This window comes from Faecalibacterium sp. AF10-46 (genome assembly GCF_003604105.1).
Taxonomy (GTDB): Bacteria; Bacillota; Clostridia; order Oscillospirales; family Ruminococcaceae; genus Faecalibacterium; species Faecalibacterium taiwanense.
Genome location: NZ_QVGY01000002.1, coordinates 153,228 through 170,367, shown reverse-complemented (window position 1 = coordinate 170,367; position 17,140 = coordinate 153,228). Strand labels below are relative to the sequence as shown.

The following is a 17,140-nucleotide window of genomic DNA, read 5'->3' as shown; positions in this document are numbered from 1 at the left end:
CTGCCCCATGGCAAGCTACCGTTACGAACGCGATATCGACCCCAAAGACCTCCAGCCCCGCAAACAGCGCCAGTACACCCGCAAGGAACGCTGGGCCAACTGGTGGGATTATAACCTCAAGTGGGTCATCATCATCGGCATCATCGTGGTGTTCTTCGGCTACAACTTCATCGGGCAGTATTTCTTTACCGTCCATGCAGACTATAACGTGGCCGTGGTGGCACCCCACTACCTGCCGGAAGCCACCCAGACCGCCCTGCAGGACACCCTTGCCGCCTACGGCGAAGACCGGAACGGCGACGGCAAGGTGGTGGTAAAGCTGAACCTCTACACCATGGACTTTGGCAACGAGGACTCGGATGCCTACCTCGACATGGCAGGCACCACCAAGCTTTCCACCGATATTCAGGGTGCACTGAGCTCCATCTTCATCCTGTACGACCCAGCCGGGTTCCAGCAGACCACCGGCACCCTGCGCTACCTCAACGGCAGCCTGCCCCAGTCCGACGCAGACAGTGACTGGTGGAACATGGTCTACCGCTGGACCGACTGCCCGGTGCTAACCGGCCTTGATCTGGGCGATTACGCTTCTGATGCTGTGCAGAGCGAAAGCGGCTCCAGTCAGGAGCTGATGAGCCGGTACTATATCGGCATCCGCGGCGCATGGAACAAGGACTCCTCCGACCTGCTTGAGGGCGGCGAAGAACTGTGGAACAAGCTGACCGCCGGGGCTGTTTCTACCGCCAGTGCAGAGGGCTGAGCCATGCGGTTCCGGGTAAAGCGCGGCGGGCCTGCCGCCGGGTTCACATTTGACCGCACAGCAAAGCCGGTGCAAAGGCCAGAGCCGGAAAAGCCGGTCTCCCTTGCACAGGCGCTGGATAATCCCTATGGGAGATATTACGGCAAAGCAAGGAGCCGGGAAGAACTGCTGAAAAACAGATAATATGCAAATAGAACTCCCCCAGTCGCCTTCGGCGACAGCCCCCTCGGGGATGGAGCCTTTGGAAGAACCGGAAACTTTTCCGCTTTGTCAAAGGCTCCCTCTTTGAGGGAGCTGGCAAATCCGCAAGGGTTTGACTGAGGGAGTTCGTTTTCTATTTTGTTCTTTTTACACATATCTCATTTGAAATATTCTCCCCTTTGAAACGCCGGAGGTTTTGTTGTTTCTCCGTCCCAGTTATGGTATACTTACTGGGTATCTATTATCTTGATGGTATTTATCATACATACAAAAGGATGTGAACCCATGGACGCACTGGAACAGGCGCGCGCCGAGATCGACACGGTGGATGCCCAGCTGGCTGCGCTGTTTGAACGGCGGATGGCCGCCGTGCTGCAGGTGGCCGAATACAAAAGAGCCCATGGCCTGCCCGTTTACGATGCCGCCCGCGAGACGGCAGTGCTGGAGAAGGCTGCGGCCCGCATTCAGGACCCGGCCCTGCGGCCCTACTATAAAGACCACGTGCAGAACCTGATGGACGTGGCAAAGCAGTACGAAGCCGTGGTGCTGGGCCAAAACCGCGCCGCCTATCAGGGCGTGGAAGGCGCTTTTGCCCACATTGCCCTCCGGGCACTGTTCCCCCACGCCGAGGCTGTGAGCTACCCCACCTGGGACGAGGTGTTTGACGCGGTGGAACGCGGCGATGCTGCTCGGGGTGTCGTTCCCTTTGAGAACAGCCATGCGGGCGATGTTTCCGCCGTGCTGGATCTGTGCTATAACCATCCGGCGCTGTGGGTGGTGGATGTGTACGATCTGCCCATCTCCCAGAATCTTCTGGTGCTGCCGGGCACAAAACTCGACCAGATCAAAAGCGTCTACAGCCACCAGCAGGCCATCGCCCAGAGCGAGACCTTTTTAAGGCAGTTCGGCCTGCCCGCCACCGCCATGGCCAACACCGCCATGGCCGCAAAGTTCGTGGCCGAAAGCGGCGACTCCTCCAAAGCGGCCATTGCAAGCGTGGAGACGGCGGCACTGTACGGGCTGGAGGTGCTGGTGCCCAGCATCAACACCGACGGCGACAACACCACCCGCTTTATCGTGCTCAGCCGCGAAAAGCCTACCGGCGGCAACCGGTTCTCGCTGCTGTTCACGGTGGACAACAAGCCCGGCAAGCTGGGCGAGGTGATCCAGATCATCGGTGCCAGCGGCTTCAATATGGAGTCCATCAAGAGCCGGCCCATGCCTCATGTGCCGTTTGAATATTATTTTTACGTGGAGCTGGTGGGCGACCCCACCGCCGACGAGACCGCCGCGCTGCTGCGTGAGCTTGACCGCACCTGCCGTACCGTGCGGCTGTTAGGAGTGTATACCAAATGAGTGAATTTATCGGAACCAAGCTGACCATGAATCTGGGCGAGCGCAGCTATGACATCATCGTCAAGAGCGGCTCGCTGGAAAACCTGTACCAGTTCGCCCGGCTGGACCGCCGGGTGGCCGTTGTGACCGACAGTGGTGTGCCCGCACAGTACGCCCAGATGGTGGCCGACCAGTGCAAGGATGCCCACATCATCACGGTGCCGCAGGGCGAAGCCAGCAAGAGCTTTAAAATTCTGGAATCCGTCCTCAAGCAGATGCTGGAATTCGGCATGGGCCGCGGCGATCTGGTAATCGCCGTGGGCGGCGGCGTGGTGGGCGATCTGGCCGGTTTTGCCGCTTCCATCTACATGCGGGGCATCGACTTCATCAACTGCCCCACCACCACCCTTTCCATGATCGATTCCTCCATCGGCGGCAAGACCGCCGTGGATCTGGGCGATACCAAAAACATCGTGGGCGCTTTCTGGCAGCCCAAGCTCGTCATCGTGGATCCGGACACCCTTGCCACTCTGCCCCGCCGCCACTTCATCAACGGTCTGGCAGAAGCCGTCAAGGCAAGCCTGCTGGCAGACCCCGAGCTGTTCGCGATCTTTGAAAATGGCGATGTGGATGCCCAGATCGGCGAGATCATCTGCCGCAGCCTGCGGTTCAAGAAGAATATCGTGGAGCAGGACGAGACGGAGCAGGGCATGCGCAAGGCGCTCAACTTCGGCCACACCATCGGCCACGGCATCGAGGCCGTCAAGGGCATCAAGGGCCGCCGCACCGTGGGCCTTTACCACGGCGAGTGCGTGGCGCTGGGCATGCTGCCCATGATCGAATCCAAGGCACTGCAGAAGCGGGTGCGCGCGGTGTACCGCCGCCTTGGCCTGCCCACCCGCACTACTTACGATAAGGAAAAGGTGCTGGCAGAGATGCTGCACGACAAAAAGGCACAGAGCGGCCAGATCACCATTATCAAGGTGCCGGGTCTGGGCTGCTGGCGCGCCGAGACCATCCCGGTGGAGGGCCTGCGTCCCCTGCTGGGCATTGAGGAGTAAGCCATGAAAAATACATTCGGCAGCGACCTTTCGCTGACCATTTTTGGCGAGAGCCATGGCCGCGCCATCGGCGCGGTGTTGGACGGCATGGCCGCAGGCGTGCCGGTGGACGAGGCATTTCTTGCCGCCTGCATGGACAAGCGCCGTGCCCGGGGCGACGGCCTGTCCACTCCCCGGGTGGAGGCAGATGCCGTGCAGCTGCTTTCCGGCGTGATGAACGGCCGCACCACCGGCACCGCCATTGCCCTGATGATCGAAAATACCAACACCCGCAGCGGCGATTACGCCAAGACCGCAGACCTTCTGCGCCCCGGCCATGCAGACTACACCGCCTACGCCAAGTACCACGGCTTTCAGGATGCGCGCGGCGGCGGGCACTTCTCCGGCCGGGTGACCGCCGCCCTTGTGGCGGGCGGTGCCCTCGTGCTGAGCGCACTGCACCGTGCGGGCATCGACATCACCACCCATATCGCAGAGTGCGCCGGCATTGCGGACACCCGCTTTGCACAGGATGATGCCGCACAGCTGGCCGCGCAGGTGGAAGCCCTTGCCAGCAAGCCCGAGGGCTTTGCGGTGCTGGATGAAACCGTAGAAGAACCCATGAAAGCCGCCATCCGTGCCGCCGGTGCGGAGGGCGACAGCGTGGGCGGGATGCTGGAAACCGCCATCCTCGGCCTGCCGGCAGGCATCGGTGAGCCCTATTTTGACAGCGTGGAAAGCGAGATCGCACATCTGGCGTTCTCCGTCCCCGCCGTCAAGGGCATCGAGTTCGGCACCGGCTTCGGCTTTGCCGGGATGCGCGGCTCCGAAGCAAACGACGCTTTCCGCATGACACCGGAGGGAGCAGTCGTCACTGCCACCAACCACAATGCGGGCATCAACGGCGGCATCGCCAACGGGATGCCGGTGGTGTTCCGCACCGTGGTCAAACCCACACCCAGCATCTACAAGCAGCAGGATACAGTAGACTATCTTGCCAAAAAGGACGCACAGCTGTCCATTCAGGGCCGTCACGACCCCTGCATCGTGCCCAGAGCCGCCATCGTGCAGACCTGCGCCGCCGCACTGGCTGTGGGCGACCTGCTCACGGCACGCTACGGTGCGGCATGGATGACCCACCCCACCAGCTTCCGGAAGGAGGACGAGTAAAATGGAATACGGACTCATCGGCGCAAAACTCGGCCACTCCTACTCCAAGATCATCCACGAGATGCTCTGCGGCTACCACTACGACCTGTGCCCTCTGCCCACCGAGGAAGAGTCCCGGGCCTTTCTGGCAAAGCGGCAGTTCAAGGCCATCAATGTGACCATCCCCTATAAAAAGCTGGTGATGGAATACTGCTCCTACATCGACCCGCGGGCCAAGGCCATCGGAGCAGTGAACACGGTGGTGAACAAAAACGGCCTGCTCTATGGATACAATACTGATTACATGGGCTTTGCCCACCTGTGCGACGCCCACGGCGTGAATTTTGCAGGCAGGACCGTGCTCATTCTGGGCACCGGCGGCACCCACAATACCACCAGCGCTGTGGCCCGGGACAAGGGTGCGGCAAAGGTGCTCACCGTCAGCCGCCATCCGGACCCGGAAAAGGGCGAGCTGAGCTATGCCGAGGCCGTTTCCAGCGGGGCACAGATCGTGGTAAACACCACACCGGCCGGCATGTACCCCAATGTAGGCGTGTGCAATCTGGACGTTGCCGCCATGCCGGACCTCGAGGCTGTAGTGGATGTGGTGTACAACCCCGATAAAACTGAACTGATCCTCCGCGCCGAGGAAGCGGGCGTGCCGGTGGCTGTGGGCGGCCTTGAAATGCTGGTGGCGCAGGCGGTGTATGCCGCAGAATATTTTCTGGACCGCAAGTTCGAGGATGCGCCGGTTGAAATTCGGCGCATCACCGCCGCACTGCGCCGGGATATGCTGAACATTGCCCTGATCGGGATGCCCTCTTCCGGCAAGACCACCCTCGGCAGGATGCTGGCAAAGAGCCTTGGCCGTACCTTTGTGGATCTGGATGAGGAGATCGTAAAGGCCGACAGCCGCAGCATCCCGGATATCTTTGCAGCTGAGGGCGAGGACGGCTTCCGCGCCCGGGAGACCGCCGAGACCCGCCGTTTCGGCAGGGAGGGGCGGCAGCTCATTTCCTGCGGCGGCGGCATTGTAAAAAAGCCGGAGAATCTGCGTGCTCTGCACCAGAACGGCATCATTTTGTTCATCGACCGGCCGGTGGATGCGCTGGCCGTGGGCGGCGGCAGGCCGCTTTCTTCCAGCATGGACGCACTGCGCCAGATGGAAGCACAGCGCCGTCCGCTGTATCTGGCAGCGGCAGATGCCGTCATTCCCAACAACGGCACGCTGGACGATGCCCTGCATGCCGCCATGGAGGCACTGGATGAAATTTTTGATTCTTAACGGCCCAAACCTCAACATCATGCGCTGGTCGGAGCCGGGCGTACCCGGTGAGCTGGATTATAACGCCATCATGGACTATGTGCAGGCAGGCTGCGAACAGCTGGGCATTGAGACCGACTGCTGCCAGTCCAACCACGAGGGCGACCTCGTGGACGAAATTCAGGCCGCAGCGGGCCGGGTGGACGGCATCGTGCTGAACCCTGGTGCCTACGCCCACTACAGCGTGGCCATTCTGGATGCGCTGCGCCTGTGCGGCGTACCCGCCGTGGAAGTGATGCTGCACGCCCCGGACGAGCGGGAGCCTTTCCGCAAGACGGACGTGGTATCCTTTGGCTGTCAGGGTCATTTCATCGGCGAAGGCCCGCAGGGCTACCTGCACGCCTGCATTTATCTGGCCCAGCTGCTGCGCACCGACGGCTCCAGCAAAGCGCATATCGTGATGTAAAAGGATGAACATGGGCAGCGGGCTAGCCCTCTCCGTCATCGCTACGCGATGCCACCTCTCCCAAAGGGAGAGGCCTTGGCAGTACGGCAAAGTTTCCGGTTTTGCCAAGGGCTCCCCCTTTGGGGGAGCTGGCGCGAATGCGCCTGAGAGGGCGAGGCCGCTGCCGTAGAGGAAGCTGTCCATGAAACATGCAACTGTAAATAAAAACAATAAAATGCTTGGCACAGCGCGCACATTACGCCGTAATCTGACCCCACAGGAGCACAAGCTCTGGTATGTGTTTCTGCGTGATTATCCTGTAAAAATCTACAAGCAGCGGATCATTGAATCCTTTGTCGTTGACTTTTACTGTGCACAGGCACGGCTTGTGATCGAGCTGGACGGTTCCCAGCACTATACCGAGCAGGGCAGGGCTTACGATGCAGAACGAAGTACGGTCCTTGAACAGTATGGACTGCTGGTTCTCCGTTTTGCAAACAATGATGTAGACAATCATTTTGATGCCGTCTGTGCGCAGATTCACAGCACCATTCAGCACAGGCTTCCATCTTAAAACAAACAGGAAAGGAACAAACTCCCATGATCATCTCCACCAAAAAAGGGACTCCGAAGGGCGAACTGGAAAAGATCGTTGACAAATTCGAGAAGCAGGGTCTGGACGTGACCCTGATCACCGGCAAGGACTACAACGTGTTCGGTCTGGTGGGCGACACCACCAAGATCGACGAACGGGATGTGCTGGCAAACCCGTGGATCGACAACGTCACCCGCGTGTCCGCGCCCTATAAGCGTGCAAACCGCCTGTTCCACCCGGCAGATTCCGTGATCGACTGCGGCGGCGTGAAGATCGGCGGCAAGGAAAAGATCGCCGTCATGGCAGGCCCCTGCAGCATCGAGGGTGCAGAGCAGGCTCTGCGCATTGCACAGGGCGTGAAGGCTGGCGGTGCCACCCTGTTCCGCGGCGGTGCCTACAAGCCCCGCACCTCTCCCTACTCCTTCCAGGGCCTTGAGACCGAGGGCATTCTGGACATGGTAAAGGCCCGCGAGGCCACCGGCATGCCCATCGTCTCCGAGCTGATGAGCGAGGACCGCATCCCGGAGTTTGAGGAGTACGTGGACGTGGTGCAGATCGGTGCCCGCAACATGCAGAACTTCCAGCTGCTCAAGGCCGTTGGCAAGATGCACAAGCCCGTGCTGCTCAAGCGCGGTCTGTGCAACACCATCGAGGAGTGGATCATGAGCGCCGAGTACATCATGGCCGGCGGCAACGAGCAGGTCATTCTGTGCGAGCGCGGCATCCGTACCTTCGAGAAGTACACCCGCAACACCCTCGATCTCTCTGCAGTTCCCATCATCCACGAAAAGACCCACCTGCCCATCATCGTGGACCCCAGCCACGCCACCGGCAAGGCCAATCTTGTGGAGCCCATGATGATCGCTGCCGTGGCCGCCGGTGCCGACGGTCTGGAAGTGGAGGTCCACTACGACCCGCAGCACGCATGGAGCGACGGCGCACAGTGCCTGACCCCGGATTCCTTCGCACAGGCCATGGCAAAGTGCCGTCAGGTGGCATGGGCCATTGGCCGGGATATGTAAAAGGCAAGCGTCCTCGCCCTCTCAGTCTCACATTCGTTCGACAGCTCCCCCAAAGGGGGAGCCCTTGGCAAAACCGGAAACTTTGCCGTACTGCCAAAGCCTCTCACTTTGAGGAAAGACTTCCCCCGCTCCGGGGGAAGATGTCACCGCAGGTGGCAAAAGGGGGAGTGTGGCATCGCGTAAGCGATGACGGAGAGGGCGAGCCGCCTAAAGGGTTTATCTATGCTTGTAACAATAACACGATCCCCCAGTAAAATTTCCGGCACCATCACCGCACCTCCCAGCAAGAGCATGGCTCACCGTGCTGTGCTCTGTGCGGCACTGGCCGAGGGCCGCAGCCATATCACGAACCTCGAATTCAGCAAGGACATCTCTGCCACGCTGGGCGCAGCGGCACAGCTGTGCGCCCGTGTGCGCACCGGCGCAGACGATGCTGTGGTGGAAGGGCTGGGGCATTTTGTGCCCCTTGCCGCGCCGGTGGACTGCTGCGAGAGCGGCAGCACCCTGCGCTTTCTCATCCCCATCGCCAGCCTGACCGGACAGGCAGTTTCCTTCACCGGCCGCGGGCGGCTGATGGAGCGGCCTCAGTCGGTGTATGACGCTCTGTACCGGGAGCAGGGCCTGCGGTTTGAGCAGAGCGCTGCCGGGCTGACCGTGGAAGGGGCACTGACCCCCGGCGAATACCGCCTTGCAGGCAATGTATCCAGCCAGTTCATCAGCGGGCTGCTGTTTGCTCTGCCGTTGCTTTCCGGCAGCAGCACGCTGCACCTCATCCCGCCGGTGGAGAGCCGCAGCTACATCGATATGACCCGTGCGGTGCAGGCAGCCTTCGGTGTGCAGAGCCATTGGCTGGACGAAAACACTCTTGCCATCCCGGGCGGGCAGGCCTACCACCCCTGCGATTACACCGTGGAGGGCGATTACAGTCAGGCCGCGTTCCCGGCGGTGCTGGGTGCAGTGTGCGGCGGCGTGACCATCACCGGCCTTGCCCCGGAAACGCTGCAGGGCGATGCCGCCATTCTGGATATCCTGCGCCGCTGCGGCGCAAAGTTCACCCAAACAGAAGCGGGCATCCCCTTTACAAAGTCACCGCTGCACGGGGTGGACATCGACCTTGCGGACTGCCCGGACCTTGGCCCTGTGCTCATGGTGCTGGGCCTGCTGTGCGAAGGCACTACAGTCATCCGCAACGCAGAGCGTTTACGCCTGAAGGAGAGTGACCGCATCGCTGCCATGGAGGCCGAGCTGCGTGCCTGCGGCGGCGTGCTGGAAAGCGAGGGCGGCACCATTACGGTGCACGGCTGCGCGAACAGGCTGCACGCTCCGGCGGGTGTTCTGCATGGGCACAATGACCACCGTGTGGTCATGAGCCTTGCGGTGCTGGCCCTGAGTACGGGCATCCCCCTGACCGTGGACGATGCCGAAGCCATTACAAAAAGCTGGCCGAATTTCTTTGAAGCCATCAAGCCCTTGGGCGCGGAGGTGGAATATGCTTGATAAAACAAAACGTTATCTCGTGGTGGGCCTTGGCCTGCTGGGCGGCAAATACGCGCTGGAACTGACGAAAGCCGGTTTTCATGTGGACGGCATCAACCGCAGCGAAGGGCATTTGCAGTACGCGCTAGAGCACGGCTATATCGCCAGCGGCAAGACCCACGATTTTGAGGACCTTGTGAGCAGCGCCGACCACATCATCTTTGGTCTGTACCCCACGGCCCTCATCGAGTGGTTCCGCACCTACGGCCATCTGCTCAAGCCCGGCTGCATCTTTACCGATGTTTCCGGCGTAAAGACCGGCCTTGTGGAGCCGGTGCAGGCCATGTGCCCGGCGGGCGTGGAGTTCATTGCCAGCCACCCGATGGCAGGGCGTGAGACTTCCAGCGTGGAGCACGCCGCCGAGGTGAACTTTGCCCCGGCCAACTTCATCATCACCCCCACGGAAAAGAACACGCCCGAAGCCATCCAGTGGCTGCGAGAGCTGGCCGAAGTGCTGGGCTTCCACCACATCTGCACCCTGACGGTGCAGGAACACGACAAGATGATCGGCTATGTGAGCCAGCTGTGCCACGCCATCGCCGTGAGCCTGATGTGCGCCAACGATAACTCTTCGCTGTGCGAGTACACCGGCGACTCCTTCCGTGACCTGACCCGCATTGCACGCATCAACGATAAAATGTGGGCAGAGCTGTTTTTGTGGAACAAGCAGAACCTGATCAGCGAGATCGACCAGTTCGATGCTGCACTGCAGGAAATGCGCTCTGCTCTTGTGGCCGACGACCGGAACAAGCTGGAACAGATGTTCCGTCTTTCCACCCAGCGCCGCGCGGCGTTCGACAAAAAACTGCCCGAATAAACCGGAGGTGCTCCCATGCCCAAGCAGGAAGGCCAGAAATCCAAGCTTTTGACCCTTTTGCGTATTCTGGAACAAAAGACCGACGAAGAACACCTGCTCAATGTACCGCAGCTGGTAGAGCTGCTGGAACAGCAGGACATTCTTGCCGAGCGCAAAAGCATCTACAGCGATATCGACACCCTGCGCAGTCTGGGGTACGACATCCAGCTGCGGCGCGGGCGCGGCGGCGGCTACTGGCTGGCCAGCCGCACCTTTGAGCTTTCTGAGCTGAAGCTGCTGGTGGATGCCGTACAGGCCAGCAAGGTTGTGTCGGCACGCACCAGCAGTAAACTCATCCATAAACTGGAAGCCCTCTGCTCCGACTACGAGGGCACCCAGCTGCAGCGTCAGGTGTACGTGGATGGCCGCCCCAAAAGCGACAGCCACACCCTGCTTTACAGCATCGATGCGCTGCACAGCGCCATCAATGCGGGCAGAATGGTGCGGTTCCGCTACAAGGACGGCGGCACCCGCACCGTCAGCCCATGGCAGCTGGCATGGGAAAACGGCTGCTACTACCTTATCGCTTATCAGGACGAGAAAGAGCCTGCGGGCATCCGCAACTACCGCGTGGACCGCATGTCTGCCGTGACGGTGCTGAGCGATGCCCGCCGGGGCAAAGCCGAGTTCCGCCAGTTCGACCTGCCCGCCTATCTGCGCAAGCACTTCAACATGTTCGGCGGGCCGGAGTACCGGGTCACCCTGCGCTGCACCGCCGACCTGGAAAGCGCCATGCGCGACCGCTTTGGCAAAACGCCGCTGTTCGTGCCGGAGAAAGACGGTGCATATTTTCACTTTGATGTGCCGGTATGCGTCAGCCCCCAGTTCTACGGCTGGGTGTGCGGCTTTGGCGGCAAGGTGGAAGTAACGGCTCCCGCCGAGGTGCGGCAGGGGATACACGATATGGTGCAGGCCCTTGCGAAGCAGCACGATTAAAATGGCCTCCGCTTCGCTCTGGCCATCATCAGATGAAATGATATTTATAATCAGGTTCCGGAAAAATCTGCGGATTTTTCCGGAACCTTTTTTCACAGGGAAGGCCCGGACCGGGAGATGCAGCGTTTCCGGCAGGAAATAATTTCACGGCACCGTCCTGCCCTGTGGAGTCAGAGCGCCAGATGCTGCTTTCCGGTACGACTCCATCCGTGAAAAATGCAAACCCCGGCAGGCCGCAGCCCGCCGGGGTTTGCTGTTCCTATAAATAATTCTTCCGCTGAGCATGGCCAGAGCGAAGCGGAGGCCATTCTGAATCTCTCACTCCTCAAATTCCAGATCGCTGGGCAAAATCAGGTCCAGCTCGGCGGCAGGTTCTGCCACAAGGCGGCGGCTCTGGTGGAAGATGGCCTTTTCCAGCGTGTTGCGGGCAAGACGGCCGTTGCCGGCGGTGCGGCTGTCCAGCGCCTGACGGCGCTTGTAGTAGCCCAAAAGCGGGAAGGTACAGCCCTCGGCAAGGCGGTAGCCCTTGCCCTTTGCCAGCACGTTGGTGATGTCCAGCAGCTCGTCTGCCGTGTAGTCCGGGAACTCGATCTTGTTGGGGAAGCGGCTGGCAAGACCGCTGTTGGCGGTAAGGAACACCTCCATCTCCCGGGTGTAGCCCGCCAGAACGACCACCAGCTCGTCCCGGTGATCCTCCATGCCCTTCACAAGGGTGTCGATGGCTTCGAGCCCAAAGCTGTCCTGCTCGCCGCGGTAGAGGCTGTAGGCTTCATCGATAAACAGCACACCGCCGAGGGCACTCTCGATGACTCTGTTTGTCAGCGGGGCGGTGTGGCCGGTGTAGCGGCCCACAAGGTCGGCGCGGGTCACTTCCACCAGCTGGCCGCCCTTCAGCGCGCCGATGGCCTTGAGGTACTTTGCCACCAGCCGGGCAATGGTGGTCTTGCCGGTGCCCGGGTTGCCGGTGAAGATCATGTGCATGGAAAGGCTGGCGGTCTTGAAGCCTGCCGCCGCGCGGCGCTGCTGCACCTTCAGGTTATCCGCCAGACCGAACACATACTCCTTGACCGCCCCAAGGCCCACAAGGCCGTCAAGCTCTGCGCGGATTTCATCTACAGCGCCCGTGTACTCGGCAGGCAGCAGGGCAGACAGCTCCTGCTCGGGCTGGTCGTTCAGGCAAAACCACACACCCTCCGGCTTTGCAGTCAGGGTGACGGTGCCGGTAAGCTTTGCATCGGTCTGCAGGCAGTATTCACTCAGGGCGCGGAACATTTTATCGCAGCATTCCGCAAGGCCCGCCGCACCCTTTTCCTTAGAGCACTGGGCGGCTACATAGTCCCGCACATCGGCCCCGGCAGAGAGGGTCAGGCCAAGGCGTGCGCTCACCTTCTGGGCCAGCGCATTCAGCTGCTGCGCCGCCAGCGCTGCAAGGTCCTCGCGGGCAAAGGCGCTGGTGGCGCACACATCGCCCACCGCCGCCACAAAGGGCGCACCGAACTTATCTGCCAGCACGTCCCAGCCCTTGCGGGAAAAGAAGATGAGGTACTTGCCGCAGGGCGTGATACTGCTCACAGCGCCCGGTGCCAGCGCCGTGCCTGCATCCACAAGGATGCCCTCCTTGTTCACAAGATACCGGCTGGAAAGCGGTGCGCTGCCCTTCACAGCAAGGTCTGCAAGAGTCTTGAGGAAGGCCGCATGGCAGCTTTCGTAGTGCTCAAAGATCACGATCTCCCCGGGTGCGTGCAGGGCCGCGTACAGATCCTGCAAAAACAGCTTTTCCGCACCGGAATTGGGGTAGAGGGCAAGGTCCACCACCGCGGTTTTGTCGCTCTGCAAAAGGCCCCGCGCCGCCATGATGCGGGCGGTCTCTTCCAGCGCAAAGTGCCGTCCGGTGCCTGCACCTCCGCAGATCAGGATCACATTGCGTGCCGCCGGGCGCTCAGTGCCCAGCACAAAGGGCCGGCGCATGGCGCGCACCACGCTGTCCACAAAGGCATCCTGCCCGAGAACGGTCTTTTTCACCTCGGCGGCAAGGCCCTCAAAGCTGCCAAGGTGCTCTGCGGTCACATCGGCAGTGCCCTTGGCAAGCAGGCCGTCCGCTTCCATATCCCGCAGCATCTGGCGGCTGTCCTTCAGAGCAGACTGCACCGCAGTGTCCTGCGTTTTCAGCTGGGCGTTCTGTTTTTTGAGCAGGGCATCCAGCTGCTTCTGGTTTTCCAGCAGAGCAGCGTTCAGGTCCGGCACTGCGGGCGCTTTGGCCTTTGGCGTTTTGCTTTCCGGCTGAGCCGTGCCGCCAAAGCGCGGTTTTCCCCCTGCACCGAACACACCGTTCATAAGGTTTTCCCAATCGTCGGTATATGCCATGGTTTGCCCTCCGTTTTTGTCGTTTTCTTCCAGTATAGTGTACCCGGACAGGTTTTGCAATTCCCTCTTGCAAAAAAGACCGCCGGTGTTTACACTTATATCTGATAGGAAATCTGCAAGAAGGAATGAAGAAACTATGACCGTCAAAACGCCCGCCGAACTGAAAACGCTGTACGAGAGCATCTCCTTTGACCTTCAAACCACCTACACCGGCCCGCTGGGGCAGGAATATGCTGTTTCCGGCACCCATCTGCGCCTGTGGGCACCCACGGCGCAGAGGGTGGAGGTCAGCCTTTACCGCAAAGGCAGCGGCGGTGAGCCCATAGGCACTCTGCCGCTGGAGCGGGGGCAGCAGGGGGTGTGGAGCATCTATCTGCCCGGCGACCAGCACGGACGATACTATACCTATACGGTCACAGTGGATGGCATTTCGCGCCAGACCGGCGACCCCTATGCCCGTGCGGCAGGCGTGAACGGCACCCGCAGCATGATCGTGGACCTTGCCCGCACCGCCCCCTCCGGGTGGGAGCGGGATGTGCGTCCGGTCATCCCGCCGGAGCAGCGCGCGGTGTGGGAGGTGAGCGTGCGCGACTTCTCGCAGGACGCTGCCAGCGGCGTGCGCCCGGCATGGCGGGGCAAGTTCATGGCCTTTACCCAGCAGGGCACCACCCTGCACGGGGACGGCATCCACCCCACCTGCCTGAATTATTTAAAGCGGCTTGGCGTGAAGTATGTGCAGCTGATGCCCATTTTTGATTTTGGCAGCGTGGACGAGGCAAAGCCGCTGCTGCGGCAGTACAACTGGGGCTATGACCCCACCAACTACAATGTGCCCGAGGGCAGCTATTCCACCGACCCCACCCGCGGCGAGGTGCGCATCCGGGAGTGCAGGGAAATGATCGCAGCCCTGCACGCGGCGGGCATCGGTGTGGTGATGGATGTGGTGTATAACCACATGTACCGCAATGAGAACCCGCTGAACGACACCGTGCCCTGCTACTTTTTCCGCCAGAACGAGGACGGCAGCTTTTCCAACGGCAGCGGCTGCGGCAACGAATTCGCCAGCGAGCGACCCATGGCCCGGCGGTATATGATCGATTCCATCCTCTACTGGGCGCAGGAATACCACATCGACGGCTTCCGGTTCGACCTGATGGGCCTGTACGACGTGGAGACCATCAACGCGGTGCGCGCCGCGCTGGATACGCTGCCCGGCGGGCGGGATATCCTGATGTACGGCGAGCCGTGGCAGGGCGGCGGCAGCCAGCTGCACCGGTACGAGGCCAACAAGGCGAATCTTGCCATGCTGAACGATCGCATCGGCATCTTCTGCGACGACACCCGCGACACCATCAAGGGCGGCTGCTTCAACGCCCGGGAGCCGGGCTATGTGGAGGGCAGGCCCGGCAGCTTCTGGGACATCGGCGGCGCGGTGGCGGCATGGTGCCGCAGCGACCGTCTGCCGCCCCACGCGCCCAGCCAGATCGTGAGCTATGTTTCCGCCCACGACAACTTCACCCTGTGGGACAAGCTGCTGCTGGTGCGGTACGAAAAGCCGGAGTTCACGGCGGCAGACAGCACAGCCCTTGCCCAGAACCGGCTGGCGGCGGGCATTTACCTGACCAGCTTCGGCCTGCCTTTCCTGCAGGCGGGCGAGGAGTTTGCCCGCACCAAAAAAGGGAAGGGCAACAGCTACCGCTCCTCGCCTGCGCTGAACCGGCTGGACTGGGAGCGGGCCGAAAAATACCATGCACTGGTGGACTACTACCGCGGCCTGCTGGCTCTGCGGGCAAGGTTTCCGCGGCTTTCCAGCACCGACCCCCACGCGCCGGATGCCCTGTACTTTTTCTCACTGGAGCAGCCGCTGGTGGGCTGGCAGCTGCCCGCCCAGTGGGGCGACGGCGCAGCATGGCAGGCGCTGTGCGTGTTCTATAACCCCACCGAGATCAGCAAGGCCGTGCCGCTGCCGGTTGGACGCTGGCAGATGCTGAGCGACGGCATCTCGTCCAGCCTGTGGCGCGGCCCGGCAAGAGTGTATGAGCACGAGGCCGTGCTGATGCCTTACAGTGCCGCCATCTTTGGACAGATATAAAAACAGGAGCGGATGGAAAACTCTCATCCGCTCCTATTTTCTATTTTGCTCAGCTGTTGGAAGCCGTCTTTTCGCTCAGTGTCACATTGACCGTCTGCATCTGGCCGTCGCGTGCAATGGTGATGGAAAGCGTATCGCCTGCTGCGTGCTTCTGCATCAGAGTGCCAAGGTCGTCCTTGGAGGCGATCTCGGTGCCGTCCACGCTCACGATGCGGTCACCGGCCTGCAGGCCTGCCTTTTCGGCAGGGCCGCCCTTGACCACCTCCACAACGTAAACGCCGTAGGCATTCACGCCCAGTTGAGAAGCAGTCTGTGCGTCGGTCACGGCCAGATAGGTGATGCCCAAATAAGGCCGTCCGGTCACATAGCCGTTCTCCAGCAGTTCCTGTGCCACCTTGATGGCATCGTTGATGGGGATGGCAAAGCCCAGACCCTCTGCATCGCTGGAAGAGGATTTTGCATTCACAATGCCGACCAGCTCACCGTTCATATTGAACAGGCCGCCGCCGGAGTTGCCGGGGCTGACCGAAGCATCCATCTGGATCAGGGACATGGTGTTCACAGAGCTGCTGCCCTGAATGGTGACGCTGCGGTTCAAAGCGCTGATCATGCCGCCGGTCACGGTGCCGCCCAGCTCACCCAGCGGGTTGCCCACAGCCATCACGCTCTGGCCCACCTTCAGGCTGTCGCTGTTGCCCACGGTGGCGGGGGTCAGGCCGTCAGCATCGATCTTGATGACCGCGATATCGCTGGTGGTATCTTCGCCCACAAGGGTGGCGGTGTAGTCCTTGTCACCAATGGTAACGGTGATGGTGGAAGCGCCGTCCACCACATGTGCACAGGTGAGGATGTAGCCGTCCGAGCTGATGATTACGCCGCTGCCGGCACCGCTCTCCACCTGATTCTGGCCGTACCACGACCACTGAGAGTAGACCACCTGCTCCGTAGTGATGACCACCACGCTGGGGCTGACCAGATCAGCCACCTGTTCCGTGGTCAGGCTGCTGCCGCTGCTGGATGCTGCGGTGATGGAACTATCCGAGCCGGGTGCACTGTCGGCCGTAGAGGAAGGTGCCACCTGCTGAATGACCACCTTGCCGCTGCCGCCAAACTTTGCCCCCACAAAGCCGCCCGCAAAGCCCATGGCTGCGGCCAGCACCAGCGCCACAGCGCTGCGTGCAACGCGCTTGCCATTGAACTTTTTCTTCTTTTTAGGGGGCTGCGCGTCCTGCGGCTGTACCGGATGTACCGGCGGCGTTGCACCACCTGCGCCGTTGTCTGTCTGCGGAGCGGTGTAAGCGGTCTCCGGTTCCGGCTGCGGGTCGTTGTACTGGTTGGCGGTGTTCATGCCGCTACTGCCCACATTGGGATAACCGGTATCTCCGCTTTCGTTTTTATCCTGAGAGGAATAATCATATTCCCATTTGTTCTCATTGTCCATGCTGATACTTCCTTTCCGTAAGGGATACGTCCACAGGAGCCCTGTTCCGTTGAACTGCTCCTATTGTAACCATCAATTGTGAAAATCAATCGCGCGCGCCGTGA

Annotated in this window: 15 protein-coding genes; 13 read left to right on the top strand and 2 right to left on the bottom strand. The window is 61.0% G+C overall.

The window, feature by feature from the left end:
• The first annotated feature begins 7 nt into the window (after positions 1 to 7).
• The 12 genes from DWV57_RS04035 (at position 8) to DWV57_RS03980 (ending at position 11,139) form a co-directional block, all read left to right on the top strand.
• Positions 8 to 760, top strand: a complete 753-nt coding sequence (locus DWV57_RS04035; protein ID WP_120020031.1) for a hypothetical protein — start codon at positions 8 to 10, stop codon at positions 758 to 760.
• 3 nt (positions 761 to 763) lie between these two features.
• The gene (locus DWV57_RS04030; protein WP_005943509.1) at positions 764 to 943 is read left to right on the top strand and encodes a hypothetical protein; all 180 of its coding nucleotides are present in this window, start codon (positions 764 to 766) and stop codon (positions 941 to 943) included.
• Between the two features lie 303 nt (positions 944 to 1,246).
• On the top strand, positions 1,247 to 2,317 hold the full coding sequence (locus DWV57_RS04025) for a prephenate dehydratase domain-containing protein (protein ID WP_120020030.1): 1,071 nt from the start codon (positions 1,247 to 1,249) through the stop codon (positions 2,315 to 2,317).
• Entirely contained in the window at positions 2,314 to 3,357 is a 1,044-nt protein-coding gene (gene aroB / locus DWV57_RS04020) for a 3-dehydroquinate synthase (protein ID WP_097774639.1), read from the top strand. Before DWV57_RS04025 ends, aroB begins: the two co-directional genes overlap by 4 nt.
• Before the next feature lie 3 nt (positions 3,358 to 3,360).
• Positions 3,361 to 4,506 (top strand): chorismate synthase, encoded by a 1,146-nt coding sequence (gene aroC, locus DWV57_RS04015; protein WP_120020029.1) that lies wholly within the window; start codon positions 3,361 to 3,363, stop codon positions 4,504 to 4,506.
• A 1-nt stretch (position 4,507) separates the two neighbouring features.
• Positions 4,508 to 5,770 (top strand): shikimate kinase, encoded by a 1,263-nt coding sequence (locus DWV57_RS04010; protein ID WP_120020028.1) that lies wholly within the window; start codon positions 4,508 to 4,510, stop codon positions 5,768 to 5,770.
• Positions 5,751 to 6,215: a type II 3-dehydroquinate dehydratase gene (locus DWV57_RS04005; RefSeq protein WP_097774636.1), complete on the top strand. Its 465-nt coding sequence runs from the start codon at positions 5,751 to 5,753 to the stop codon at positions 6,213 to 6,215. Before DWV57_RS04010 ends, DWV57_RS04005 begins: the two co-directional genes overlap by 20 nt.
• Before the next feature lie 181 nt (positions 6,216 to 6,396).
• Positions 6,397 to 6,768, top strand: a complete 372-nt coding sequence (locus DWV57_RS04000) for an endonuclease domain-containing protein (RefSeq protein ID WP_118527691.1) — start codon at positions 6,397 to 6,399, stop codon at positions 6,766 to 6,768.
• Between the two features lie 26 nt (positions 6,769 to 6,794).
• Positions 6,795 to 7,811, top strand: a complete 1,017-nt coding sequence (gene aroF / locus DWV57_RS03995; protein WP_118527689.1) for a 3-deoxy-7-phosphoheptulonate synthase — start codon at positions 6,795 to 6,797, stop codon at positions 7,809 to 7,811.
• A 222-nt stretch (positions 7,812 to 8,033) separates the two neighbouring features.
• A complete protein-coding gene (aroA, locus tag DWV57_RS03990; RefSeq protein ID WP_120020027.1) occupies positions 8,034 to 9,308 on the top strand; it encodes a 3-phosphoshikimate 1-carboxyvinyltransferase in 1,275 nt (424 codons plus the stop codon).
• Positions 9,301 to 10,164 carry a prephenate dehydrogenase gene (locus DWV57_RS03985; protein ID WP_120020026.1) on the top strand — a complete coding sequence of 288 codons (864 nt, stop codon included), beginning with the start codon at positions 9,301 to 9,303 and terminating at the stop codon, positions 10,162 to 10,164. Before aroA ends, DWV57_RS03985 begins: the two co-directional genes overlap by 8 nt.
• Before the next feature lie 15 nt (positions 10,165 to 10,179).
• Positions 10,180 to 11,139, top strand: a complete 960-nt coding sequence (locus DWV57_RS03980) for a WYL domain-containing transcriptional regulator (RefSeq protein ID WP_120020025.1) — start codon at positions 10,180 to 10,182, stop codon at positions 11,137 to 11,139.
• Between the two features lie 318 nt (positions 11,140 to 11,457).
• On the opposite strand, the gene DWV57_RS03975 is transcribed toward DWV57_RS03980, so the two are convergent.
• Positions 11,458 to 13,503 carry an AAA family ATPase gene (locus DWV57_RS03975; protein ID WP_120020024.1) on the bottom strand — a complete coding sequence of 682 codons (2,046 nt, stop codon included), beginning with the start codon at positions 13,501 to 13,503 and terminating at the stop codon, positions 11,458 to 11,460.
• Positions 13,504 to 13,639: 136 nt separating this feature from the next.
• Here DWV57_RS03975 and pulA point away from each other — a divergent pair, with 136 nt between their 5' ends.
• Complete coding sequence (gene pulA / locus DWV57_RS03970; RefSeq protein ID WP_120020023.1) at positions 13,640 to 15,595, top strand: type I pullulanase; 1,956 nt, start codon at positions 13,640 to 13,642, stop codon at positions 15,593 to 15,595.
• Positions 15,596 to 15,644: 49 nt separating this feature from the next.
• On the opposite strand, the gene DWV57_RS03965 is transcribed toward pulA, so the two are convergent.
• Positions 15,645 to 17,036, bottom strand: coding sequence for a trypsin-like peptidase domain-containing protein (locus tag DWV57_RS03965; RefSeq protein ID WP_120020022.1), 1,392 nt, complete (start codon positions 17,034 to 17,036; stop codon positions 15,645 to 15,647).
• Positions 17,037 to 17,140: the final 104 nt, after the last annotated feature.